The sequence below is a fragment of the Brevibacillus sp. AG genome, assembly GCF_028369215.1.
Classification (GTDB): Bacteria; Bacillota; Bacilli; order Brevibacillales; family Brevibacillaceae; genus Brevibacillus; species Brevibacillus porteri.
The window spans coordinates 351506-375015 of sequence record NZ_JAQMYO010000006.1 but is presented as its reverse complement, the minus strand read 5'-3'; the positions used below and the strand labels follow the sequence as shown (position 1 = coordinate 375015).

Annotated in this window: 22 protein-coding genes; 3 read left to right on the top strand and 19 right to left on the bottom strand. The window is 48.3% G+C overall.

Annotated elements, in window-relative coordinates:
* Positions 1 to 10: 10 nt before the first annotated feature.
* From POF51_RS18135 to POF51_RS18115, 5 genes are all read right to left on the bottom strand, one after another.
* Positions 11 to 1186: an ATP-grasp domain-containing protein gene (locus POF51_RS18135; protein ID WP_069848520.1), complete on the bottom strand. Its 1176-nt coding sequence runs from the start codon at positions 1184 to 1186 to the stop codon at positions 11 to 13.
* Positions 1176 to 2171, bottom strand: coding sequence for a beta-ketoacyl-ACP synthase III (locus tag POF51_RS18130; protein ID WP_069848522.1), 996 nt, complete (start codon positions 2169 to 2171; stop codon positions 1176 to 1178). The genes POF51_RS18135 and POF51_RS18130 overlap by 11 nt, the downstream gene beginning before the upstream one ends.
* A 180-nt stretch (positions 2172 to 2351) precedes the next feature.
* On the bottom strand, positions 2352 to 3047 hold the full coding sequence (locus POF51_RS18125; RefSeq protein WP_069848523.1) for a response regulator transcription factor: 696 nt from the start codon (positions 3045 to 3047) through the stop codon (positions 2352 to 2354).
* A complete protein-coding gene (locus tag POF51_RS18120; RefSeq protein ID WP_069848525.1) occupies positions 3044 to 4501 on the bottom strand; it encodes a sensor histidine kinase in 1458 nt (485 codons plus the stop codon). Before POF51_RS18120 ends, POF51_RS18125 begins: the two co-directional genes overlap by 4 nt.
* Before the next feature lie 27 nt (positions 4502 to 4528).
* Positions 4529 to 5434: a hypothetical protein gene (locus tag POF51_RS18115; RefSeq protein ID WP_069848527.1), complete on the bottom strand. Its 906-nt coding sequence runs from the start codon at positions 5432 to 5434 to the stop codon at positions 4529 to 4531.
* A gap of 174 nt (positions 5435 to 5608) precedes the next feature.
* Between POF51_RS18115 and POF51_RS18110 the strand changes: the two genes are divergently transcribed.
* On the top strand, positions 5609 to 6487 hold the full coding sequence (locus POF51_RS18110; RefSeq protein ID WP_069848529.1) for a proline iminopeptidase-family hydrolase: 879 nt from the start codon (positions 5609 to 5611) through the stop codon (positions 6485 to 6487).
* A gap of 237 nt (positions 6488 to 6724) precedes the next feature.
* On the opposite strand, the gene POF51_RS18105 is transcribed toward POF51_RS18110, so the two are convergent.
* The 4 genes from POF51_RS18105 to POF51_RS18090 all read right to left on the bottom strand — a co-directional run bounded on the left by POF51_RS18105 (position 6725) and on the right by POF51_RS18090 (position 10713).
* Positions 6725 to 7711, bottom strand: coding sequence for a FecCD family ABC transporter permease (locus POF51_RS18105; protein ID WP_069848530.1), 987 nt, complete (start codon positions 7709 to 7711; stop codon positions 6725 to 6727).
* Positions 7708 to 8700 carry a FecCD family ABC transporter permease gene (locus POF51_RS18100; protein WP_069848533.1) on the bottom strand — a complete coding sequence of 331 codons (993 nt, stop codon included), beginning with the start codon at positions 8698 to 8700 and terminating at the stop codon, positions 7708 to 7710. Before POF51_RS18100 ends, POF51_RS18105 begins: the two co-directional genes overlap by 4 nt.
* A 71-nt stretch (positions 8701 to 8771) precedes the next feature.
* Positions 8772 to 9752 carry an ABC transporter substrate-binding protein gene (locus POF51_RS18095; protein WP_271755839.1) on the bottom strand — a complete coding sequence of 327 codons (981 nt, stop codon included), beginning with the start codon at positions 9750 to 9752 and terminating at the stop codon, positions 8772 to 8774.
* Positions 9753 to 9861: 109 nt separating this feature from the next.
* Positions 9862 to 10713, bottom strand: coding sequence for an AraC family transcriptional regulator (locus tag POF51_RS18090; RefSeq protein ID WP_069848535.1), 852 nt, complete (start codon positions 10711 to 10713; stop codon positions 9862 to 9864).
* A 245-nt stretch (positions 10714 to 10958) separates the two neighbouring features.
* On the opposite strand from POF51_RS18090, the gene POF51_RS18085 reads away from it, so the two are divergent.
* Entirely contained in the window at positions 10959 to 11786 is an 828-nt protein-coding gene (locus POF51_RS18085) for a MerR family transcriptional regulator (protein WP_271755838.1), read from the top strand.
* A complete protein-coding gene (locus POF51_RS18080) occupies positions 11783 to 12985 on the top strand; it encodes an MFS transporter (protein WP_271755837.1) in 1203 nt (400 codons plus the stop codon). Before POF51_RS18085 ends, POF51_RS18080 begins: the two co-directional genes overlap by 4 nt.
* A 177-nt stretch (positions 12986 to 13162) precedes the next feature.
* On the opposite strand, the gene POF51_RS18075 is transcribed toward POF51_RS18080, so the two are convergent.
* The 10 genes from POF51_RS18075 to POF51_RS18030 all read right to left on the bottom strand — a co-directional run bounded on the left by POF51_RS18075 (position 13163) and on the right by POF51_RS18030 (position 23294).
* On the bottom strand, positions 13163 to 15172 hold the full coding sequence (locus POF51_RS18075) for a peptidoglycan D,D-transpeptidase FtsI family protein (protein WP_069848539.1): 2010 nt from the start codon (positions 15170 to 15172) through the stop codon (positions 13163 to 13165).
* Between the two features lie 11 nt (positions 15173 to 15183).
* Positions 15184 to 17235 (bottom strand): penicillin-binding transpeptidase domain-containing protein, encoded by a 2052-nt coding sequence (locus POF51_RS18070; RefSeq protein WP_271755836.1) that lies wholly within the window; start codon positions 17233 to 17235, stop codon positions 15184 to 15186.
* 170 nt (positions 17236 to 17405) lie between these two features.
* Positions 17406 to 18098, bottom strand: a complete 693-nt coding sequence (locus POF51_RS18065; RefSeq protein WP_271755834.1) for an FHA domain-containing protein — start codon at positions 18096 to 18098, stop codon at positions 17406 to 17408.
* A 229-nt stretch (positions 18099 to 18327) separates the two neighbouring features.
* Positions 18328 to 18657: a cupin domain-containing protein gene (locus POF51_RS18060; RefSeq protein ID WP_271755833.1), complete on the bottom strand. Its 330-nt coding sequence runs from the start codon at positions 18655 to 18657 to the stop codon at positions 18328 to 18330.
* Positions 18658 to 18792: 135 nt separating this feature from the next.
* Complete coding sequence (locus POF51_RS18055; RefSeq protein WP_271755831.1) at positions 18793 to 19029, bottom strand: hypothetical protein; 237 nt, start codon at positions 19027 to 19029, stop codon at positions 18793 to 18795.
* A gap of 92 nt (positions 19030 to 19121) precedes the next feature.
* Entirely contained in the window at positions 19122 to 19400 is a 279-nt protein-coding gene (locus tag POF51_RS18050; protein WP_069848546.1) for a DUF2277 domain-containing protein, read from the bottom strand.
* A gap of 115 nt (positions 19401 to 19515) precedes the next feature.
* Entirely contained in the window at positions 19516 to 20499 is a 984-nt protein-coding gene (locus POF51_RS18045) for a helix-turn-helix transcriptional regulator (RefSeq protein ID WP_271755829.1), read from the bottom strand.
* A 134-nt stretch (positions 20500 to 20633) separates the two neighbouring features.
* Entirely contained in the window at positions 20634 to 21407 is a 774-nt protein-coding gene (locus tag POF51_RS18040; protein WP_271755828.1) for a GNAT family N-acetyltransferase, read from the bottom strand.
* A gap of 15 nt (positions 21408 to 21422) precedes the next feature.
* Positions 21423 to 22316: an AEC family transporter gene (locus POF51_RS18035; protein WP_271755826.1), complete on the bottom strand. Its 894-nt coding sequence runs from the start codon at positions 22314 to 22316 to the stop codon at positions 21423 to 21425.
* 12 nt (positions 22317 to 22328) lie between these two features.
* Positions 22329 to 23294: a carbohydrate kinase family protein gene (locus tag POF51_RS18030; RefSeq protein WP_271755825.1), complete on the bottom strand. Its 966-nt coding sequence runs from the start codon at positions 23292 to 23294 to the stop codon at positions 22329 to 22331.
* Between the last annotated feature and the right edge of the window lie 216 nt (positions 23295 to 23510).

Here is a 23510-nt window from a genome sequence, read left to right as displayed (position 1 = left end):
CCTCACGTCCTTACGACTCTTCTCCGTTCCATTCGATATCGCTCGTACTACAAGCGATCATGCTTTTTCTCGTTCGAAAACTCTGCCAAGCCAAATCTGCCAACATGGAGAACTGATCAAAAAAAGGCCGTGGATCATCCCGCCTAAACAGTACATCCCTCGCAGAAAGCAGGTCGCACACCCAACGCTTTGCCTTCTTGCCATTCGTCATGCCAGCAAGGCCGTATGTCAGCATTGCCATCCCTAGCATGCAAGCTTGTTTTCCAGCAGGGACAACGGTTTTTCCCCGATCAGAAAAGTAAGCAGTCGCAGCCTCTTGCTGTCCTGTAAACAAATGCACACCGCTTGTCAGGCGTGGATTGCATTCGATCACGTATAGCTCTCCCTGCTCATTCTCAATGAAATCAAACGCGATTTGTCCGCTTAACTTATGCCGTTGCACGAAGCGACTAACAAATTCTCTTACCTGTGGATGGGATGAATAGGCGAAGTGAATCGAGGCACCTTGCCCTGCTGTATGTGTTGTTTCGTAATCGGCGTACAAGGCGAGCTGCCCATCCTGAGCAACCGCGTAGCTGCACACCTGTTTCCCTTTTATAAACTGTTGGACTAGCCATGGCTGCCCAACTGTCGGTTCGGGTAGCATAGACTGCCCTGCCGCAAAGGACGGGTCTGCCACGATCTGTACATGAGCGGCAAAGCGCGAATAGACGGGCTTAAGCACAACAGACCCCCTTGCTTGTAGCATGGCCTCCCGCAGTTGAGCAGGAGATTGTACCCGAACCGTCTCTGGAACCAGTGCTCCCACCTCGCGCGCCATTTCGGAAAAAAGCCATTTGTCGTGCAACGAACGCAGTACCTCGATACCTTCTACAAGCACTTCACCAAAGTCAAGCAAGCGATCCCGCCCGCGCGAGACGTAGAATATCTCTTCGCAAGTCGGGATCAACAGATCGATGCGCTCACGCTGCATGATTTCGCACAGCTTTTCAATATAAGCATCGGGCTGCTGACGGGGAGGAGGCACTTGGTAGGAGCGCTCTACATAACGAGAGTGCTGGCATAAATGTCGCCGCGCACTCTCCGCTACAATGACTCGATGTCCCACAGAACCCAGCAAACGCGCTAGCTCTAACGTAGCTGGAGCTCGTCCTCCTGTCAGCAAGACTGATTGTTTAGTATTCAAGCACAATTCCTCCGAGAGACAAGCCGGCAGATGTGCCCAACAGCATCAGGTGATCGCCTCTCTGTACCCGATTCTGCCCAATCGCTTCATGCAGCGCCATTGGAATGGAAGCTGCGATGACATTGCCATGCTCTGCTAGAATGTTCACCATTTGCTGGTCGCTAAAACCGAGCTTGCCTGCCATGATCCGCATCGCCATCCCACTGGCCTGATGAGGAATGACTGTACGAATTTGCTCCTTGGCTAAGGAGGCTCCGGACAGCAAGCGATCCACAAATCCGGTAATCAACTGTGAGGTCAGGCGAAAAATTTTCCTTCCGTCCATATCAAATGCAAAGTCTGCTTCTCTTCCTTGCGCAAATTGGCTCGGGTGGATCAGCGTACCGCCACCCCTTATTTCGGAATAGTGCGCCCCTTCACTGTATGTTTTCATACTTGAACCCAAGATGCGGGAGCTTTCTGTTTCAGGCGTCCTGCCGATGACAACAGCCGCAGCTCCATCTCCGAACAACACACAACTCTCTTTTTGCTCCCAATTCAAACCTGCGGAGGATATCTCAGATGAAATAATCAAGACTCGCTCGTAAATACCAACCGCCATCTGGCACGACATCACATCCAGCGCAGTGACGAAGCTAAGGCATGTCGCATTTATATCAAAGCAAGGAATACCTGTTTTGCTTAGTTGAAGCTCTTCCTGAATCAAGGCAGCCGTGCATGGGATTTCCTGTTGCGCCGTCCCGCTTGCACATACGATACAATCGATATCGTGAAGAGAGAGGCCCGCCACTTCCAAAGCACGCCTAGCAGCGATGGCTCCCATTTGTGCTGCCGTTTCATTCGTTACAAAATGCCTGACGCTAACCCCGGACTTTTTCTCTACCCATCCAGCCGCAAGTCCCAGCTTTTCTTCCAGTTCTGCTGCTGTCACACGCCGAGTGGGCAAGTATTTCCCTGTTCCGAGAATTTTGATTTTTCTCTCCATGATCTGTGTCTCCCTTAGCTCGCGTTACTCACACATTATTCGACATCTGCCATTTATTTTACCTAAGTTTGTCGATTTTTGGTAAACAGAATAAACACTTGGTACGAAATACCCAAGTGTTTACGTATGCAGTATTTCTTTATTGCTCTCACAAAAGATAGTTCACTCGTTTCCACCTATTTATAGTAAAAATCGATAACCGACACCCCACACCGTCTCGATGTATTGTGGCTTAGCCGGATCGCTTTCTATTTTTTCCCGCAGCTTGCTGATATGCACCGTCACCGTCGCGATATCCCCGTAGGAATCGAGACCCCAGATTTTTTCAAACAGTTCCGTTTTGCTAAATACCCAGTTCGGGTGGGTTACCAAAAAGAGCAGGAGGTCGTATTCCTTGGAAGTGAAAGCTACTTCGTTTCCATTGATATAAACCCTCCGCGCCAGCTTGTCGATGCGAATCCCACGAAGCCTGATCTCCTCTTTTGCCGTACGCGGTTTGGAATCGGAGACGAGACGGTCGTAACGGGCTAGATGGGCTTTGACCCTCGCTACCAGTTCGCCCAAGCTAAACGGCTTACTGATATGATCGTCGGCTCCTAGACCCAGACCACGGATCTTGTCGATGTCTTCCTTTTTAGCGGAGACGAGCAGGATCGGAATATTTTTGGCTTTCCGGACTTGCTTGCAGATTTCAAAGCCATCCACGATTGGGAGCATCAGGTCTAGAATCAGGAGGTCATACTCCTCTCGCAGTGCCTTTTGCAGGCCCGTATCCCCGGAAGTAGCGACATCGACCGAGTAGCCGTTTGCCTCCAAGTAATCCTTTTGCACCTCTGCGATCACCATGTCATCTTCAATAATTAAAATGTGTTTCATTCCATGTCACCCCCGGCTCTCTTGAGATCTGGCAAGGTAAAACAAATGCGGGTCCCGCGTCCGCTTTCGCTCTCCGCCCAAACACGACCACCGTGCCCCTCCACAATTTGTTTGACGATGGCGAGTCCAAGACCACTGCCTCCCATGGCCGAATTACGCGAAGGGTCCGCCCGATAAAAACGGTCAAAAATATGGAGCATGGCTTCTTTTTCAATCCCTGTCCCATTGTCTGAGATCGCCACAATCACTTCACCGTCAGCTTTCTCCACTTCCAATTGGATCAGCTTCTCGTCCTTGTTCAAGTACTTCAGGCTATTGTCCACGATATTCATAAGCACGCGATGAAGTTTTTCCTGATCAGCCATGACTGGAATCGGACTTTCATTATGCTCGTCATAGCGAATAGGAACGCCGTTCATCCGCGGATCTAGCCGCAGCTCCTCGGTAAACTGTGCCATATATGCTCGCATATCGACTTCTTCAAAGTGAAAGGGAAGCTTGTTCAAATCCAGTCTCGAGAATAAAAATAGCTCATCAATCAGACGGTCCATCTGTTCTGATTTGATGGCAATCATCTTCATATATTTTTCCCGCTTCGCTTCTGTGTCCGCAATCCCTTCCTGAACCGCTTCCACACAGGCTTTGATTCCTGTTATGGGTGTTTTCAGATCGTGCGAAATACTGGAAATCAGTTGTTTACGATTTTCTTCATACTGAAGCTGCAAGTGGATAGAATCATACAATCTGCCACGCATCTCTTCAAATGCTTCTCCCAGCTCTCCTAGTTCATCTTTGCGATGGAGTTGAACAGGGCGCTCCAGATTGCCTTCTTTCATTTCGTTCGCTGCCTGCTTTAATGCGTACAAAGGTCGAATGATACTGCGTGAAACAAGAAACGTTAGTACACCGTTCGTCAGCGCCACAATCGTTAGAAGACTGAGAATCAATGTGATAAAAAAATAAATGCCTGTCTGCATAAATGGGAAAGAATTCGCGAGGAAGTAGAGCTTTCCTTTACTCTGATCAGCAAAAGTAAACTCGTACGTATCAAACGTGTAGCCGTCCTGTTGAAACTGCTTCCAGCTATGCATGCGCCCCTGATCCGGCTGATCCTGCAAATAGTCAGGCAAGTCAGCGCTATCAATCGACTGGGAGAGGAATAGTACTTTTTCGTCCTTTGTCAGTATCAATGCTCCGCCAACTGCTTGTAGCTGCTCATCCGTTTCTGTTAGCATGTTCTGGTTCGTCAATTGATTGGGAGCGTATTTGGCCATGAATGTGACACCAGCAAACAACTCGTCTCGTTTATTGAGAGTATCACGAAGGAACGGTTTGCCTGCTTCTCGTTCCCCCCAAAAGTAATTCGCCAATCCCGATGCCACCAATCCAAACAAAACAAGGGGGATAATAATCATGGCAATATAGGAGAGCAAAAGTCTTGTTTTGATCGACATGGTTCATCACCCCCTTGTAGTCATGGTTTACTCGGAATCGGAATGCTTCGTCCAGCCTTTTCTCCATTTGTTCTTCATGTCCTCGCGGGAAACCTTCTCAACTTGTTTGCCTGTAAGATCGATGCGATCAGGTGTGGTCGTACCCAGATCGGACAAGTGGATATCCAAAGAAAGCTGGAGCTTGTGGACTTTCCCAGACGCGTCCGTTCCCGAGAGGTGCACCACAGCAGATTGCTGTTCGATTTGATTTTTTTCGTCGATCTTGGCGTTCAGCAATACTTGGTCCACTTGAAAATCCTCTTGCAAGCGAGGAAGCTGGACAGATAGATGGTTTTCAGAGGAAGACGCTTCTTGACTATGTTCGGCGAGCTTATCGTAGAGAATAGGTCCGAATGCTTGAATAAATGCCGGAATTTGCGTTTCGGAGAGCTGAAGCGACGTACGCTTGCCTCCATCCGGCAGATTCTCAACGGTCGCGTTTTTTCCGAGATCGCCGAATACCGTAGCAAACAGCTTATGCATCATGGCCCCGCGTTTGTTATCGGCGTCATTTTCTGGTTGGTGTCTTCTATCCATTTTTTCCATGACCTGATAAACGTTACTATCCCCTTTTTTAACCACAACTTGATCCTTTTCCAGAAAGGCCTGCATGCTTTTCTCGCCCAGCGTGTCTGTAAAAGTCGCATCTACATTTCCGATGTGCTGGTTATGATCGATCTTTGCGACTCCCTCCAGTGTGAGCAACTTCGCTCCGTTGTCTGTGAGTGATAGCTGCGCGTGGGCCGTCATGCTTTTCGCTTCCTTCGTCTGATGCAGGGCTGATTCATATACGCCCATCGTCGTGCTATCCGCACTCGCTGATGCCCCATACCCCCAAATCAATGCTCCTGTGACTCCAACCGACAAGCCGATGCCTAACCATTTTTTTCGCATGATGATCCCTCCTATTTTCATCGAAAGCAACTGTCATCGCTTTCTATACTAGTGATGATAAATAGAGGGTCTAAACACGCTCTAAATCAATTCTAAAAAAAGTGTAAAAACAATTCCATATGCTATATTGAAAGAAGAAGAGATCAGCATGAACCTGAAGTGGAGGCATTATCTATGAGCATGCAAGAAGGCTATATTGAAGTTCCTGGCGGAAGAGTATGGTACAGTCGTGTCGGCGAAGGGGAGAAAACGCCTCTGATCGTCCTACACGGAGGACCTGGCAATACGCATGATCCGCTCAAATCAACACTTCATGTCTTAGGCAACGACAGACCCGTCATTTTCTACGATCAGCTCGGGTCAGGAAATTCCGATCGCCCAACTGATCTGACTCTTTGGAAAACCGAACGCTTTGTGGAAGAGCTAGCTTGCATCAGACAAGCCCTTGGTTTAAAAGAGGTTCACATCCTGGGGCATTCGTGGGGCACGATGCTAGCAGCAGCCTATTTGGTGGATGCTAAGCCGGAAGGGGTACAGAGCATCATCTTCTCCAGCCCATGCCTGAGCGCAGAGCGTTGGAAACACGACGCAGATCGTTTAATCGAGCAATTGCCAGTGGATGTGCAACAAACCATTGCCACACACGAAGCGCAGGGCACAACTGATTCACAGGAATACCAGGATGCCATGAAAGAATACTACAAGCGCCATGTGTGCCGCCTTCATCCAATGCCAACAGTTATGACAGAAAGCCGTCCAAAAGCAAACAAAGAGGTTTACATGACGATGTGGGGACCTTCTGAGTTTTGCCCGACAGGGAATCTGAAAACATTCGACTACACACCAAAGCTGCATCAAATCAACATCCCTTCCTTGTTCGTTTGTGGCCGTTATGATGAAGCGACGCCTGAATCGACAGGTTATTATCAGTCTCTGGTGCCAAACGCCGAGCTCCATGTCTTTGAGAACAGCTCGCATGTCGGCTATTTGGAAGAGACAGACGAATACGTGCAGGTTATCCGCAGCTTTTTGCAAAAAGCAGATACGAAATAAAAACACCGCAGCCTCGCTGGCTTAGCCTGGCATATAAAAAAAACGGAAAGACTTCGTATCGCTGAACGATGCGAGTTTTTCCGTTTTTTTCAACCTTCGAGCCCTCCTTCTTTTTTTAAGTAAAGAAGGAAATTAAGTATGTTTAACCCTAAAATGATGAAAAACATAGGACATCGCATCTCCACTTAGATGAAATTCATGGCAAGCAAGTCCTTTTGCAAGATTCGGTCCCTTCTTCTATACTGCTCTTCTTTTCTCTCGTCCGATCAAATACAAGAAATACGGCGCCCCAATGACAGCTGTCACGATGCCCACGGGAACCTCCATCGGCGGCAAAAGCCATCTGCCTAGCCCATCAGCAGCGACCATGAGCGTAGCACCGAGCAGAGCAGCGACTGGGAGAAGAAGTGCGTGCTTCCCACCTACCAATCGACGAGCGATATGTGGTGAGAGCAGACCCACAAACCCGATGGAACCGACAACCGCCACACATGCTCCTGCAAGTGCGACAGAGGTTACCAAAAGGACAACACGCAGTCTCGACACATCCTCGCCCAAGCCTTCTGCTACATCATCTCCGAGAGACAATACGTCGAGCCGGTACGCCAATAAATAAGCAATCGGTAAAAAGACGAGTATCCACGGAAGCACCGCCCATACGTGTTCCCATCCCCTTCCCCACAAGCTGCCTGCCATCCAGAGCAGTGCCGCATTGACATCCCCCGGATTTTTGACCATCAGGTATTGGATGCCCGCCTGACAAATGACCCCGATGGCGATCCCTACCAGCGCTAAAGTAGCGGGCTGGACGCGTTTTCGCGCGGTATATACATACAAAATAACCGCGACAACTGCCGCACCCCCAAATGCCGCTAACGGTAGCAAATAAGCAGGAGATTTTGGAAAAAGAAAAATAACGCTGGCAGAGGCGAGCCCCGCCCCTTTGGTGATGCCGATTACATCAGGAGAGGCCAAGGGATTGCGAATCATTCCTTGTAAAATAGCACCGGATACCGCCAAGCCTGCTCCAGCAAGCATGCCGAGGACAACACGCGGAAAACGATACTCTCCAATAATAAAGCTATAATTTTTCGGCCCCGTCCCGAAAAGCGACTCGACTACCTCACGCGGCGATATGGACACCGCCCCAGTTCCGATACTGATAACAGCGGTGACGATGAGCAACAGAAGTAAGGCAGGTGCAATACTTTGTCTGCGTGTCATGAAGCTCTCCTCTCCTTACCCACTAAATAGAGGAAAAAGGGAGCGCCCAGAAAAGCGGTCACGATGCCTACTGGCGACTCATACGGATACGCGATGAACCTGGCAAGAACGTCAGCATAGACCAACAGCAATGCACCGAGCAACGCTGTAATCGGGAGGTATAGCTGACTCTCTCTCCCTAACAAAAGTCGGGTCAAATGAGGCACCATCAATCCGATAAAGCCGATCGGACCAGCAACGGCAACAGCCGAGCCTGCGAGTACGATGACAATGATTCCACAGATCGTCCGTACCCGAAATACATGTTGTCCAAGATTTCTCGCCACATCCTCACCCATACGCATAATCTCGATGGAGCGAGCCATATAAAATGCAAGCACGAGCCCCGCGATCGACCAAGGCAGTACACGGTTCACATCCGTCCAATCTGCTCCATCCAATGACCCTGCAAGCCAAAACAGGACTTGATCGGTAGAGTGCTGATGAAACAAGATGAATGCCTCTGTAATCGAAGCGAGAAACAGATGGACGGCTGTGCCAGCCAAAGCCAGCTTAACAGGAGTCATCCCCCCAGCCGCACCGAGATAGTACACCGCAAATCCACCTATGACAGCCCCGCCAAAAGCGAGTGGCGCTAAAAATGGCACCGGGAGATTTGGCAAGAGTACCAAGACAGCTACGACAGCCATCGATGCACCTGCGTTAACCCCAGAAGTCTGTGGAGAAGCAAGTGGATTGCCTGTCATTGCTTGCATAATCGCACCAGCCACACCGAGACCGGCCCCAATGATTACCGCCAATAGCGCTCTTGGAAGCCTGAGCGTCGTCACAATCAAATGCTCCTGAGATGTAGAGGGGGCAAAAAGGGATTTTACGCCACTCACCAACCCCATGTCTGTCCAACCAACCGAGATACTGACGACTAAACCAAAAACGAGCAGGAGCATTCCTGCCGAAAGAACGATGCCCGCCTTTGAAGCTCCCTCCATAGGTACAACCTCCTCCCGCAAAAACGACGGGATCGATGTCAGCTATGACACCCATCCCGAAAAGCTTCCTCTTATTTGCTAGAAAGAAGCGTTACTGCTTCCTCCGAACTTAACTCTGATCCGATCAAGCCCCGCGACAGCGCCCATTTATTGCGTGCTACTTCAAACACCTTGCCATTTTTTACGGCGTTGATGTTTTGCCAAAGTGGGTTCGTCTTCCATTCATCCACAATCGTCTTGTCACCTGTTTTCATCAAAAACAGTACGTCTGGATTGAGGGCAACCAGCTGTTCCAAATTCGTTTTTGGATACGCCTCTTCACTCTTTGCCGCATCCTCCAACCCGAGGTATTCCATCAAAGAACCCGCATAGGAGGCATTGGAGTGAGCGAAGAATCCGGTCGGGTTCACTACTGCTGGCAGAACCTTCAGCTTGGCATCTGTTTTTGGCAGCTTCGCTTTGATAGCCTCCATTTTCGCTTGATGCTCGTCCAGGCGTTTTTTGCCCTCTTCTTTCATGCCCACTGCATCCGCGATTACGGTGTAATTAGCTAGCATATGCTCATAGTTCGCTTGGTGGTCATTCAGTACAATCGTCGGTGCAATTTGCTTTAATTTGTCGTATACAGCCTTGTGCTTGTTCAAATCTGCAATGATGAGATCAGGAGCAAGGGAACTGATCAGCTCCATGTTTGGTTCGTAACGAGAACCGAGTGATGTATAAGTTCCTACTTTTTCTTTCACCTCAGGAATGATCAGATTCGCATCACTGTCATCAGAGATTCCTACAGGAGCTACACCCAATGTCGCCAAAGCATCTGCAAAGGAAAAGTCCATCACGACAATGCGCGTAGGCTTACCCACAATTTCCGTTTCCCCCAGCTCATGCTTGATCACTCGTTTTTCACTTGAAGCTGCTGGCGTAGACTCTGTATGGGTCGCAGCTGCTGGAGCTGTTCCCTGTGCATTTTGTGTCGCTGTACCGCAACCACTCAAAAAGACAGATACCATAAAAATAAGAAGAAAGCCAGGTAACAACAGTCTTGCTCTCATGATGAGAAAACCTCCTACCAAAATAAAACTCTATCGAAATTGAAAATCATTTTCAATAGAGATTATATCGATAGCCACTATACCATACCATGAAGAATCTTGCTCGATTTCATGAATTATCTTGTCTCATATGCGTCTTGACGTATTCCGATGGTGATAGGCCAACGACTTTTTTAAACATCTTGCTGAAGTAAAACTCATCGTTATAGCCTACGCTTTGTGCCACCTCACGCAATCGACTCCCCGACAATCGGAGCAGCACCTTTGCCCGATTGATTCGAAGGCTTGTCATGTAATCGGAAAAGCTCACACCCTTTAGCGTTTTGAACATGCGTGAATAATAGCTGGGACTGACATTCGCCTTTCCTGCCAACATCTCCAGCGTGAGATTGAGCATATAGTGCTGGTCGACATACAGGATCGTTTCCTCGATGCTAGCCATCGTATTTTCACTGCTTTCAATCGAAGAAAAATCTTTCACCAGAATGTACAGAATGCGCTCGAATAACAATCTCTGCCGAAATTGCTCTCTCTCCTCATTTGACGCATAGCTTTTATATAGTTCTTCCATTAAATGCAATACCTGCGAATGACTGCGTACACGGAAAGTCCCTTCCAGAGGAAAATTTTCTTTGCCCGGAACAAATACTCTCTCTTTCCCTCTTTCGTTTTGTTCGATCCAATAGGAGAACGCAATAATGAAGACTTCCAGCTCTTTGTCTGGTTCCGTCCGCAAAGAAACGCTCGTCTTCGGCTTGATAAAAAACACATCGCCTGCCTCAACTACCTGTCTCTTCCCGTTCTCTTCCATTGTTCCTTTTATATTTTTGACAAACCCGATTCGATGAGAATGAGCAGGTGAGATAATCAGTGGATCATGGTGACGGCAAATCTCAAGACTGACGGTGTCGAGGGAGTAGATCATCTGTTTTAACTGTCGATAGGCTTCATTTGCAATCAACGGTGCTTCCCCCTCTCATATTCCTTCTATTATAGCTTGATATGTTCACTGAAAATAATGTTTTAGACTGTGAAAATATAGATTTAGACTAGATTTGAGTCATTATGCTAACATGCAGGATCGTTTTTAAAAATGGACTCGTCTTGCACAGGATGCCTGTTCCTACGCGAAATAAAGCTCTTGACTTTACACCCAACTAGAGAGTGTAGAATCTAAACAACAAATCAGAAGGGATGGTGAAAACATTGTTTAAAATCAGCGAATTCTCGAAGCTGAGCCGTATTCCGCTGCAAACTCTGCGCTACTACGATCAAATCGGACTCTTAAAGCCGGCCAAGACCGACGAATCGAGCGGTTATCGGTACTACTCTGCGGAACAACTGCTGAAAATCAATCGAATTGTGATTTTTAAAGAGTTGGGATTCACTTTGCAGCAAATCTCGCAGCTCATTCATGAAGATGTATCAGCTGAACAGATTCGCGGTATGCTGAAGTTCAAAGAGAGTGAGATCGAGCGCCAGCTACATATCGAACTCTCCAAGCTTTCCCGGATAAAAGAACGAATGCAGCTCGTGGAACGTGAGGGAAAGATGGATAAAGAACAAGAAATCGTTGTGAAGCGCGTTGAAGTCATGCACATGGTTACTTACGCTTCCAATGGCACGGTTGACGATATCCCAAATCTTTTCGATATCTTCGATGGTCTGCTAGATAGCCGAATCCGATCTGCCTTATCCGGCCCGCGAACGGTGTTATGGAACGTATCCGGCAGCACGGCCCATGAGTTTGAGCTTGAGGCTGGTTATGCCGTGAAATCGGAAACCTTCAGGCTGCCCGAGCATCTTCATTTCCGTTTCCTTCCCTCGGTGACGATGGCTACGACGTTATTCCGTTCGGACTCGGTATATTCGGAGACGGCATGCTTAAACCTTGCTAAATGGATTGAGCAGCAAGGCTTTCTCATACGGGGAGACCAGCCAGCTAGAGAAACTTATGTTCCACTATCTGGAAAAACAGATGTTAATCTCATCGAAATACAAATTCCAATTGAAGATAATGAGGAACATTCATGAACAATAAATGGGTCGTTTATTCGCTTGCACTGGCTGTGTTTCTAATTGGAACGATCGAATATATCATAAGCGGAATTCTTACCATCACAGCAGCAGATCTTGGGATTACGACATCCGCAGCGGGAACGCTCGTCACGGCGTTCGCACTCGCCGCAGCGATTGGCTCCCCCGTCCTGATCGCAACAACTATCCGGGTGGACCGAAGAAAAATACTGCTTATTATGCTCGGCATATTTATTTTAAGTAGCATCCTGGTCTATTTTAGTCCTTCGTTTGAGATGATGCTAATGACTCGAATCATCCAGGGACTCAGCGGAGGAGCTGCCACCGTCATTGCAATGGCTGTCGCAACGCGTTTGGTTGAAGAGAGGAATCGAGGTCGTGCAATCGGCACTATTTTGATGGGATTAAGCAGTTCGCTTGTTCTAGGTGTACCTGTTGGCACATTATTAAGCGAAACGCTAGGGTGGAGAACCTTATTCGTCATCGTTGGGCTGCTGACGGTAATTCCGCTGCTTGCGGTCTTCCTCAGAGTCCCTTCCATTACTGAGCAGAGGGCTATTACGCTTGGAATGCAGCTGTCGATTTTGAAGGATAAAAAGATTGTGCTGGCGGTTGTCATTACGCTTTTCTATATAGGAGGATACTCTGCACTGTTTACGTATATATCACCCTTTTTGCAATCGAATGCCGAACTGTCTGCGGCGGCGCTTTCCGGCATTCTGCTGCTTTCAGGGATTTGCAGTTTTGCCGGCTCCAAAATCGGAGGGGTCGCAGCGGATACGAAAGGGTCCAAGTTTACAATCTATGTCGGACTGTCGCTCCAATCTGGAACGCTGCTGCTGCTGACCTGGTCAGACGGCTTGACCTATATTGTCGCCCCGTTGATCATGATATGGATGGTCGCAACATGGATGACCTCCCCGGCACAGCAGTTATATTTGGTTACCTTGGTGCCCCAGTCGCCGGATATTGCTCTAAGCGTCAATACTTCGTTTATCCAATTCGGCTTCGCCATTGGCTCGGGAATAGGGGGATTGGTGATCAGAAGTTCCTCAATAGACAATCTAGGCTGGGCCGGATTTGCATTGGTCTTGTTGGCGCTTCTACTGGCAGCCTGGTTGTTTGCTTACGATAAAAAAACCGGACATGCAGCGAGTAACAAAGACAACGATAACCGAAGCGTCTGTACCGATTAAGAATTCTCCAATACCCCTCTCCGTATGCGTCAAATGCCCCTATCCAGGAATGCGGCGGTATTGGATTGGAGGCATACAAGTATAGATAGTTAAATAGTTGAAGACAAAAAGCGGCAGTCTAAGATTTTATTTACTCTTCCTAGACTTGCCGCTGTTGTTCTTTAATTGGATTGGAGGCTATTTGATTCCGATATGCTTGTTATACACATCGTATACAGAACGTGAAATGATCGCAGCCGATCTTCCCCCATAACCACCCTCAGGAACGATTACGGCTACTGCCAGGACAGGATCGTCGACTGGGGCATACGAAATGCTCACACCATTCGTAATGCGGCGGTGCATTTTCCATCTTGTCTTTTTCTGTCCGGTTTTCTCATCTGTCACCGTCACCGGTACATAAATATCTTGCTCAGATGTTCCTGTCTTTGCAGCTACCTGAAACGGCATTCCTTCATACGCACGGACTGCCGTCCCCCCTGGCTTCGTCACCAGCACCATGCCTTGCTCTAGAATGTCCCAATATTTATCTGGGTGAGGAAAGGTACTCATGGTTTTTGGCGTGTACGTTTTCACCAGTTTTCCTTCTGCGTCTGTGATCTTATCTACCATCTGCGGCTGCAAACGAACGCCTTTATTCGCTAATGTCGCCGCAAACTGTGCCAATTGCACCGTCGTTGCCCGAACTTGCTGCCCGAAGGAAGCTTGCACCATCGCTGCTAATGGTCCATAGTTTTCATCCATCACCAAATAGTCTTCTTTGCCCTTGTTTTCATTCGGCAAATCCACGCCAGTCTGAACCCCTAACCCGAATGCGTGATAGTACGATTGTAGCACGGCCGCTGACTCTTTTCCTTTTCGGCGGGACAATTCCTCCCCGATTCTCGCCATGTACGTATTCGATGACTTTTGCAGGGAAATCGCAGGTGTAATTATGCCATGCGCTTTGGAACTGTCGTTCTTAATCCGGTCTGTTCCACGTCCATAGTGATACACCCCTCCATCATTCCAACGATCGGAGGGAGCGATGATACCTTCTTGCAAACCAAGCAATACCGTAATCGGCTTGAGGACAGACCCTGACGGCACAATGGAACCCGGGTGCTTGTAGCCCTCCTGAATCGCCGCCTCGCCCGTTAATGGCCGCGTATCGTATGGCGCTTCCCGAATCGTACCATTCGTCACCGCCAGCTTGATCTCGTCATACGTTTTTTGATCCGGCCCCTCAATCCACACGTTTGGATCGTATTCCGGATAACTGACCATCGCGACGACCTTGCCTGTCTTGACCTCGACTGCCACGACGTACGCTCCCTTTGCAGCCCTCGCCTCAGGGATGGTTGCACGCAACTTTGGAAGAAACGCTCGGATCGAATCCCGGATATCTAGCTGGACCCGCTGATCAATGGTGAGATACACATGATTGCCTGGGACGGACGGAACTTCCTCCACTTGCTTTACAACCGTCTGATTTGCTGCGACCTCATACATCCGGTACCCATTGCTCCCGCGAAGCTCTTTTTCGTAAGAGAGCTCAATTCCATCGAACCCAACTAACTGGTTCGGCAAATACTGCGTGATCTCATCCTTGTAGGAGGCGAGCTTCACATTTTCAGCTATATGAAAGGGCCGGACATACCCGACCGCCTGTACGGCGATTTGCTTGGGATCGTATTTCCTGATCGGTTTTGTCACCACTTCAATCCCCGGCAATTCGCCGCGATGCTCACCCAGCACTGCGATTTCTTTATCTGTCAAATCCACCTTCAGCTCTTTTTCCAAATAGCGCGGCAATTGTCGTGCCGCTTCCACATAATTGCCTTTCTCGTAGGCATAGCCGACATCCATCTTTTTTAACAGCGTGGCCTTATCGAGGCTCAGTATTTTCTCCAGCTTTTCCACCAGGACAAAGTACGCTTTCTTCTCCATGACCTCTTGTTCACGGAAGACAGCGAGATGGGAAGGCCGACTTTCGGCAATGACATACCCGTTGCGGTCATAAATGTTTCCTCGCATAGCGGGAATGTAATCTTTTTTATACGATCTGTCTGCCAGCTCATTTGCATAATCGCTCCCTTGCTGGATTTGGATTTGCGCTAATCTCAAAATAATTGCCACAAACATAAGGAATACGACGATATAGACGATTTGCAGTCGTTTTAAACGATCACTTTTTGCTTCCTTCATCCTTACTCTCCCTACTCTTTCAGTACCTTCGTGAAAATTCGTTTGATACGTGCATCGAGTACATGACTGCCACCCCGACCACGGACATCTTCGATCATCATGGTAACCAGCAAACGCGGATCATCTACATTAAAAACGGCGTACCATCCGTTTTCCAACCCGATCTCGCCCTTTTTCTGTTTCAGCTCAGCTGTTCCAGTCTTGCCCGCCATGCGAATACCAGGCACCCGTGCTCCTCGTCCGGTGCCGCGCGGGTCTTCCATAACCTGTATCAAGTGCTGCTTCACCGTGCTCGCCACATCAGAAGGTATGACATTCGTCTTCCAATACCCGCCTTTTTTGTCTTCCTGCAACAGTGATGGATAAATGATATTTCCGTCATTTGCAAAAGCACTGTACACCAACGCAAGGTGTAGCGGCGTCATCGTTACCTCGCCCTGACCGTAACCGGAGTCTGCCAATTGAATCTCGTTTTTGAAACTGTCGTTATACAGCTTCGATTTGTCCAGTGGATATGGAATCGGGAGAGCTTCATGGAACCCAAACAACTCGCTCTTTTTCACGAATGGCTCCTCCCCCATGGAGAGCGCCGCTTTCGCAAAATAAATATTGTCGGAGTACACCAATGCTTTTTCCAAATTGACAGGTCCCCCGTAATCGCTGACCCGCGTTACCTCGTATCCACCCCAGGACGCATCCTTTTGCCAATGCAGTCCACGGACGTGGATACTGTCCGTAGGGGTAATCGCTTTTGACGCAAGGCCAATCGCTGCCGTGATCGGCTTGAAGGTGGAGCCCGGCGCAAACCCGCGCGCGAATCGATTGAGAAGCGGCTTTTGCGGGTTGTCATTCATTTGCTTCCACTCTGTTGCCGACATACCAAGCACAAACGCATTCGGATCAAAGGACGGAGAATTGACGAGGGCCAGTATTTCCCCGGTCTTTGGTGAAATCGCCGCTGCCGTGCCTGCTTCGTTTTTCAGCTCCTGGTAAATCGTCTTCTGTACTTCAGCATCTATGGTTAATGCCAGTGGCTGTCCTTGCTTGGCGAAGCGTTCCGCCACGGTCTTTTTTTCCGTACCATTTGCATCCGTAATGACGATACGCCCACCTGCACTCCCTCTTAGCTGCTCCTCAAAAATCTGTTCCAGTCCTGATTTGCCAATCACATCGGACGTTTTATAGCCCTGATCCTTTCGCTTCTCGTACTCTTCCTGACTGATCGCTCCTACATAGCCAACCAGATGGGCCGTCGCGTCCTGATAGGGATAGTAGCGGACTTTCTTTTTGTGCAATTTGAGCCCTTCTGTTTTCTCTAATTGTTTGATGCGTGCATCGTCCTGCGGCAGCGTGGCGATCCGGATAAACTTGGTCCACTTGCCTGTCGTAGATTGGACCTTCGAGGTGAGGTCATCCAACGGAATGTGCAAAAGCTTGCTTACCTCCATTTTCCCGGTCTGGGAAGCCTGGCTCCATTCTCCCGGATTTATCCCGATATCTACCACGACACGCTCTGTTGCCAATGGACGCCCTGCCCGATCCGTGATTTCACCTCGTTTGGGATACACCGTATTGGCTCTAACTTTGTCCCCTTCTTTCATTTCTGGAAGAATAAAAGAAGGATTCCAATGAATGTACCAGTCCTCCAAGTCATTCTGCGTTTCTTTGACAAGCGTTGCTTTCCCTGTAAAGGAAATCGGTTCAATGAATGTTTCCATCGTTAGCCGGTAATGAAAGTTGATCTGCCCATCCTCCCCTAGGATGACGTCGCCATTGTACATCGGCTCGACAGCAATCGCTTTGGCCTCGATTCCACCGTAAATGTTTTGGTAACGCGAAACGAATTCATCTTTACTAATGGTCTTTTTTGTATGTAAAGAAAGCTGCTCGTACATGTCAGAGAATTTCTGTTCTCCCCACTTTGTCGTATACGCGGTGAATGCTGCCTTTGCCCTCTCGCCATCCGACTGCGTGGTGTCCTTCCAAAAGTCCCAGAAAAGATAGAAAAACCCTGAAAGAACAATGACAAAAACCGTCCAAAATACTATCCATGTCTTTTTCACTAGTCGTTCACCTTCCCTACCACACGATATTACAGCCAGGTACCATAATATATGGAAAAAAGATGATGGCAAGATGAGACTATTCTCATAGGACGATGATAAGTGTCAGACAGTTACATCAAATGCAAAAAAAACACAGGAAATTCATCCTGTGTCTGTCGTACTACTTACTATTCTTCCCACATGTAACCGAAGCGCGGGATCGTGGTGACGTTCTCGCCATATCTGCCCAGCCGCTTACGCAAGCGATAAACGAGAGCGTTGATCTCGGCTCGTCCAACATCCGGGACGCTGCTCTCCGCATTCAGCAACCGCTCCGGCCAGACGAGTACCATGATTTCATCATAGCTGACCGCCTGGTTCGCACGTTGGTACAGAAGCATGAGCAAGTCCATATCTTTTCCGGTCAAATGGATTCTCGCGCCATCGAGACGAATTTCTCTGCGTTCCAGATTGATGACCAAGCCGGAAGTGGAGGTAGTTTCTTTTGGAATCATCAAAGGAAATGAGAACTCCCGCGTCACATCCATCTCGCTACCCTCAGCGAAAAATATCATCTCTACCACGCCTTTAGCCAGCGTAATATGATCACCGTGATAAAGAAAATGCGGTGCTTGCTGTATCGGCATTCCGTTCACTTCTGTCCCGTGCTTGCTTTGCAAATCAGAAATCGAATATTGGTTATTGATTTTCCGTATCACTGCATGCCTTCTGGAAATATACGGACTGGAAAAAGCAATGTCTGGTTGTAATTGATTGCCCCGTCTCCCAATCGTACACTCTTCCTTATGTAGAAACTGACGCTTCTGAAGCTGCTCGGGGTCTCCTTTTTTAATCAATACATATATGCCGTCGTCCAACATTCATCACCTCGAAAAGAGTTGGAGCTATCAGTATTTATTACATAGTAAATTACGCATAAGTCAACACTTTTTTCTATGAGCCGAAGTTCAAAAAGCTGTCTTTTTGAACATATATTAATAGCAAAAAAGCCACCAATTGTCCAGCCTACGAAAGTGACCGGTCGATTGACAGCTCTATATCATCACTATCCGCGAACGAATAGCGCTCGATTTTTCTATGTTGATCGTCTTAGGAGCAGCGCTTGAGAGCAGCATATTTTTTCGGTTCAATCGCCAGTAGATGACAATCGCCATTCGGGATAAACAGCTTGTAGGAAACTCCCTTTGGCACAACAATAAACTCTCCGGCTTCCACCCATATATTACGCTCGTGGTACATCAGCAGCAGTCTGCCTTTGACGACAAACAGCAGTTCATCTTTCTGGTCATTTTGTTGCCAAGGATACTCACCTTGAAGCTTCTCTAGCTTAATAGACGTATCATTCATCTCTCCGACAACCAGAGAGCCCCAGGAATCTTGCAAGCGTGATAGATGTTGTGCGACGTTCACTTTCTCCATGATGATCCTCTCCCCTTTGCACTCTACGATAATATAATTTGCAGGAGAGAGACATAGTAGCGAAATGATAAATCACCTCATAAGAAGATGATAAGATGCTGAAATTTCTGACTAAACAGAGGATAGTGCCATAAATTAATCGGAGAAGTCCCGAAACAATACATCTAACTCCTTCTCGTCGTATATGTCACCGTCACTAATAAATTTTTCGATCTCTATCCTACCGTCCTCCATCATCTCGATCTCCCATCTTTGACCAGGGACAGCTACCTCGATCATGATGCTTTCGCTCCTAATTTTACTCAAGCGATAAAAAATATGCCGCTCCTCCAATTTGTTTAGCAAATCGTTCAACTCATGTAACCGCTCCATAGGCTCACCCCCGTATTGATTTTCCTGCATAAGAAAAATGGGCAGTCGCCCTAATGGACTGCCCCTAGATTAGACTGTTTGTCTTTATCGTCTCACGACTCTGTCGTGCCAAACCGTTTGGCGTTTCTCGCGCGAGCACGCTCGATTTCGACTTCTCGATTGCGTGGCTCTGCATTCGTCACCAGCGAATCCAAGAGATTTTTCGCAACATCGGAGACCTCTTGGACCGCGCGGTGAAAAGCCTCTTCATTTGCCTTCGAAGGCGTGTTGAAGCCCGAGAGCTTTCGCACGAATTGCAGGGCTGCTGCTTCAATCTCATCTTCTGTAGCGGGTGGGTCGAAGTTGAACAAGGTTTTGATGTTTCGGCACATCGCTTACACCTTCTGTTCCCTTTTTTGTATCATTCTACTATACGTGATCGATGAATCCTAGATGAGAGGAAACGGAGTGAGGATGACGAATTTCACGGTTTGGCGGATTGTAATACTAGCCAAATCTCCCCCGCTTCACTTCGGAAGGATTAAATCCATACTGCTTGCGAAACGCCTCGGAGAAATGACTGAAGTTGGAGAATCCTACGATGAGTGCAACCTCACTGACATTCAGATTGCCCTCCCGCAGCATTCCAAGCGCTTTTTCCAAACGCCTTTCCCGCAAATAGGCAAATACACTCGTCCCGAACTCTTCTTTGAAGCCGATCTTCAGCTTGTATTCATTGAGCTGTGCCATACGCGCCAGTTCAATCAGAGAAGGCGGAGACTCCATATTTTCGAGTAGAATGTCACGGGCGTTGTGAATCTTTTCCCGATCACTCCGGGATAACTGTGACCTCGGTCGATTCTCTTCCCGCTCGAACAAAAACGTATCTAGCGCCGTCGACACAATCTCAAGAATCTTGCCTTCCGTATGCAATCTCCGCAACTTCAAATGGGAGGATGAAAAATCGTTCAACTGCTGGAGCATCCGAGCCATATTCGGTTGCAACGGCATGCGAAACAGTCGATAGGCCTGATTGCCAAGCAGTCCTTGAAACGAATACGCTGCTCCCACATCGCTTTCCGCCACCCATTCATTAAATTGCTCCACGGAAATACCTATGCCAACAGATCGATGAGGAACATCCGCCCGGTACATAAAATGCGCATGAAAGTCGTTCATCAATTGAAGGGAGCAACTCCCAGGCAAAAACTCGTGCTGACTTCCCGAAACGACGAACTCCCCACTCCCCTCCAAGCAAAAGCTGAGCTCCACCATGGCTGCCTGCGACTGTAAATCCATGACGCGGTTTTCCTGAAGGGAGTAGCTGGATTCGACCAGCTCCAATCCCGGTCGAGGAATCACTCTCCGAAAGTAGCCATCATTATTCGTCAGTGTATACCGATTCGCTTCGGACACAATGCGATCACTTTGTGTAGAGGGCAATGCATTAATATAGCTATCGTATATGGAATGTACAGTTGCTTGATCCATGACCTTCTCCCTGCCTAACCATACGTAGGATAATCTTGCAAATGATTCTTATTCTCATAATAGTGACACAAGCGACTATCTGCAACTACAAAAGCTGCCCCTCAGAGCAATGGGCAGCTTCCTTTTCCACGATACTATTTATACTCAAAAAAACATGGATACGTATAGGCGAGAAATTCAAAGCCTTTTTTCTCCAGAATCGGTCGGCTCATCGGACTCGCATCCACCATCAAAAGCGGATACCCACGCTCGTGTGCTACTTGTACCCGTATCGCTACGAGTGCCGTATAGTAGCCTTTATTCCGGTAAGCAGGCAACGTTGAGCCTCCCCACAGACTGCCAAAGGACGTCCCCTCATGTAGATACATCCACGCTGCGCTCACCGCTTGATCGCCACTGTATGCCGCGTACACAAGAAGGTGCTTAGGATCTTCGGCCAAATCCTTTTTCAATCTCGCGGCCAACTCCGGATTTGCACTGCCCCATACTTGCTCTTCCAGTTGCATAATGTCATCGATGCCTGCCGAATTCGTGATTTGGCGAATCTCAGGAGGGATGCTACGGCTTCGCATGTCCTCTGCTTGCGCCACATCCATGACCAACAGCGCTTCTTCCTCTCCTGCTGTTAAACCATGCGCCTGCAACCGTTCGAGCAGATTTGCAGGCTGGTCATAATCAAACAGCTTCCATTCAAAAGATTGTTGAAGGCTTGAGAAATACTCGATTTCGCGTGCGATGAGTTCCTCTGCGTTTGCCTCAGACAGACGGGAAAACAAGACTGTTCCCGGCTCATCTGAGAGAGAGACGTGGCGAACAATATGCTCGGTCTCTTCGCGTCGAACATGCGGATAGGTCATCTCCACTCTCATCTCTTGATCGTACAGTCGTAGTAACTCTTGTTTGTGCATGTTTATTCCTCCTATTTAGTGCAAAATGTTCAGCAAAAACGTTAATGTACCTATACTGATCACCGTCGTAACCAACACGCTGCTGGAGACGAATTGTGGACGCATGTTGAATTGGATCGCATAGATCGCAGTAGTTGCGGCAGAAGGCATGGCTGCCAGAACGACCAGCACCTTTTGCAGCAGCGGATCAATCGGGAATAACAGACAGATGAGGTACGCCAAAAGCGGTGACGCCACCAACCGAATGACACTCGCAGCACTGAGTCCCTGCCACTCTAGCGCTTTGGTAGATACATTGGCGAGCTGCATGCCCAAGATGAGCATCACAACTGGAATCGCCGCCTGTGCAACGAGATCAATCGCCTGGTAGTAGCTTTGCGGGATGACGATTTGCAGCTGTTGCAGTAAAATCGCGAGAACCACAGCGTAATTGGATGGCTGCTTGAAGATCGCCTTGATGGCCGTCCCCATCCCATTCCCTCCTCGGGAGGCAAAATACACGCCGAATACGCCCATCATGATCGAATGGAAAACCATGATTTGCACCGCACATGTAAAGCCAGCCTCTCCGAAAGCGAACAAAATAATCGGCGTCCCGTAGTTGCCACTGTTCATGAAGGCGGTCGCGAGCATCAGTGCGCTTTCCTGTTGTTTGTCGTATTTGAACAATCGTGCCGTCAACTGCGTGATCACAACGAGAGCAGCCAGCAGAAGCAGCGAAATCACGACGATATAAAATAATTGCAAGTCGAGTTGTGTTTTGTAAAAAGTACGAAAAACGAGCGCCGTCGACAAGATGTAAATCGCCAGGGAAGAGATCGGCTTCAAATCCATTTTGAAAATGCGCTGCAAAATATAGCCACTAAGAAAAATGAGCAGGACAGGCAGGATGACCTCCACAAATATCATGATTCTTCCCTCCTACCGTGCTGCTTCCATGAAGCTTTTGACCTCAGACAGCGTAGGCATGGCGGGAATGGCACCTGATCTCGTTGTCGTGAGCGCACCTGCGACATTAGCAAAGCGAACCATGCCCTCTAACGTCGCTTGTGGGATATCCAGCATACTTTCCCCCTCCTCAAGAAGCTGATAGAGCAGCGCGCCCACAAACGCGTCTCCCGCTCCAGTCGTATCGATCGCGGTTACTTGAAATCCACCGACTGTACCGAAGTGATTTCGAGTACGGTAAAAACATCCCTTTTCCCCCAACGTGACAAAAACAGCTTGCAGATCATATTGCGCAAGCATCCACGCTGTCGCTTCCATGACGTCCTCGCTCCCCATGAGAAAAGCCAGCTCTTCCTCGGAAAGCTTGACGATATCAGCCTGCGCCATGCCTTTGAGGGCCATAGCCTTCGCTTCCTCCAGATCAGCCCATAAGGACGCTCGAATATTCGGGTCAAATGAAAGGAGCTGCTGATGCTTTTTCGCGTATTCGACTGCTTTCCAGGTTGCTGATCTGGCTGGCTCATGCGTCAAGGACAACGTACCAAAATGAAAAATGGCTGCCTGTGCAATCAGCTCCTTGTTCACGTCTTCCTTCCGCAGCATCATGTCTGCACCCGGATTGCGGTAAAAGTGAAAAGAACGATCGCCTGTCTCATCAAGATGAACAAACGCCAACGTCGTAGGTGCTTCCTCCGTGAGTACGAGACCTTCTGTGCCAATATTCTGTCGGTTCAAGGTCTGTTGTAAAAACCGCCCAAACACATCGTTTCCCACCGCACCGATAAAGGAAGTCCGCTTCCCAAAGCGCGACAGAGCGGCAAGTACATTGGCAGGTGCTCCTCCAGGGTTTTGCTCAAATGCAGCGCTGTCCAGTTTTTCCTTCTGCTGTACAGGTGTAAAATCAATCAATAACTCGCCACATGCAACCACATCTACCATGTTGATTTCCTCCGATGACCGTGATAGCTCCAGTATGTCACAGGTTCTTTTTTTTGCCAATGAAAGCCAGCGACTGTATGTTGCTGTTTGCGTATGGGATTGGAGTCACTTTGTCTATTTTCCAACGAAAGATTGCTATCGGAATGCATCGAAGTCCTATTAAAGCGGAAACTATACGAATATATACCGAAATGTTAAAATAAGGAAATTAACTAA

Excerpts from the sequence above, each read along its gene's own strand:
- POF51_RS18130 (WP_069848522.1), bottom strand. The coding sequence starts at position 2,171 with ATGGAGAGAAAAATCAAAATTCTCGGAACAGGGAAATACTTGCCCACT.
- POF51_RS18125 (WP_069848523.1), bottom strand. The coding sequence starts at position 3,047 with ATGAAACACATTTTAATTATTGAAGATGACATGGTGATCGCAGAGGTG.
- POF51_RS18120 (WP_069848525.1), bottom strand. The coding sequence starts at position 4,501 with ATGTCGATCAAAACAAGACTTTTGCTCTCCTATATTGCCATGATTATT.
- POF51_RS18115 (WP_069848527.1), bottom strand. The coding sequence starts at position 5,434 with ATGCGAAAAAAATGGTTAGGCATCGGCTTGTCGGTTGGAGTCACAGGA.
- POF51_RS18110 (WP_069848529.1), top strand. The coding sequence starts at position 5,609 with ATGAGCATGCAAGAAGGCTATATTGAAGTTCCTGGCGGAAGAGTATGG.
- POF51_RS18105 (WP_069848530.1), bottom strand. The coding sequence starts at position 7,711 with ATGACACGCAGACAAAGTATTGCACCTGCCTTACTTCTGTTGCTCATC.
- POF51_RS18100 (WP_069848533.1), bottom strand. The coding sequence starts at position 8,700 with ATGGAGGGAGCTTCAAAGGCGGGCATCGTTCTTTCGGCAGGAATGCTC.
- POF51_RS18095 (WP_271755839.1), bottom strand. The coding sequence starts at position 9,752 with ATGAGAGCAAGACTGTTGTTACCTGGCTTTCTTCTTATTTTTATGGTA.
- POF51_RS18080 (WP_271755837.1), top strand. The coding sequence starts at position 11,783 with ATGAACAATAAATGGGTCGTTTATTCGCTTGCACTGGCTGTGTTTCTA.
- POF51_RS18075 (WP_069848539.1), bottom strand. The coding sequence starts at position 15,172 with ATGAAGGAAGCAAAAAGTGATCGTTTAAAACGACTGCAAATCGTCTAT.
- POF51_RS18065 (WP_271755834.1), bottom strand. The coding sequence starts at position 18,098 with ATGTTGGACGACGGCATATATGTATTGATTAAAAAAGGAGACCCCGAG.
- POF51_RS18060 (WP_271755833.1), bottom strand. The coding sequence starts at position 18,657 with ATGGAGAAAGTGAACGTCGCACAACATCTATCACGCTTGCAAGATTCC.
- POF51_RS18055 (WP_271755831.1), bottom strand. The coding sequence starts at position 19,029 with ATGGAGCGGTTACATGAGTTGAACGATTTGCTAAACAAATTGGAGGAG.
- POF51_RS18050 (WP_069848546.1), bottom strand. The coding sequence starts at position 19,400 with ATGTGCCGAAACATCAAAACCTTGTTCAACTTCGACCCACCCGCTACA.
- POF51_RS18045 (WP_271755829.1), bottom strand. The coding sequence starts at position 20,499 with ATGGATCAAGCAACTGTACATTCCATATACGATAGCTATATTAATGCA.
- POF51_RS18040 (WP_271755828.1), bottom strand. The coding sequence starts at position 21,407 with ATGCACAAACAAGAGTTACTACGACTGTACGATCAAGAGATGAGAGTG.
- POF51_RS18035 (WP_271755826.1), bottom strand. The coding sequence starts at position 22,316 with ATGATATTTGTGGAGGTCATCCTGCCTGTCCTGCTCATTTTTCTTAGT.
- POF51_RS18030 (WP_271755825.1), bottom strand. The coding sequence starts at position 23,294 with ATGGTAGATGTGGTTGCATGTGGCGAGTTATTGATTGATTTTACACCT.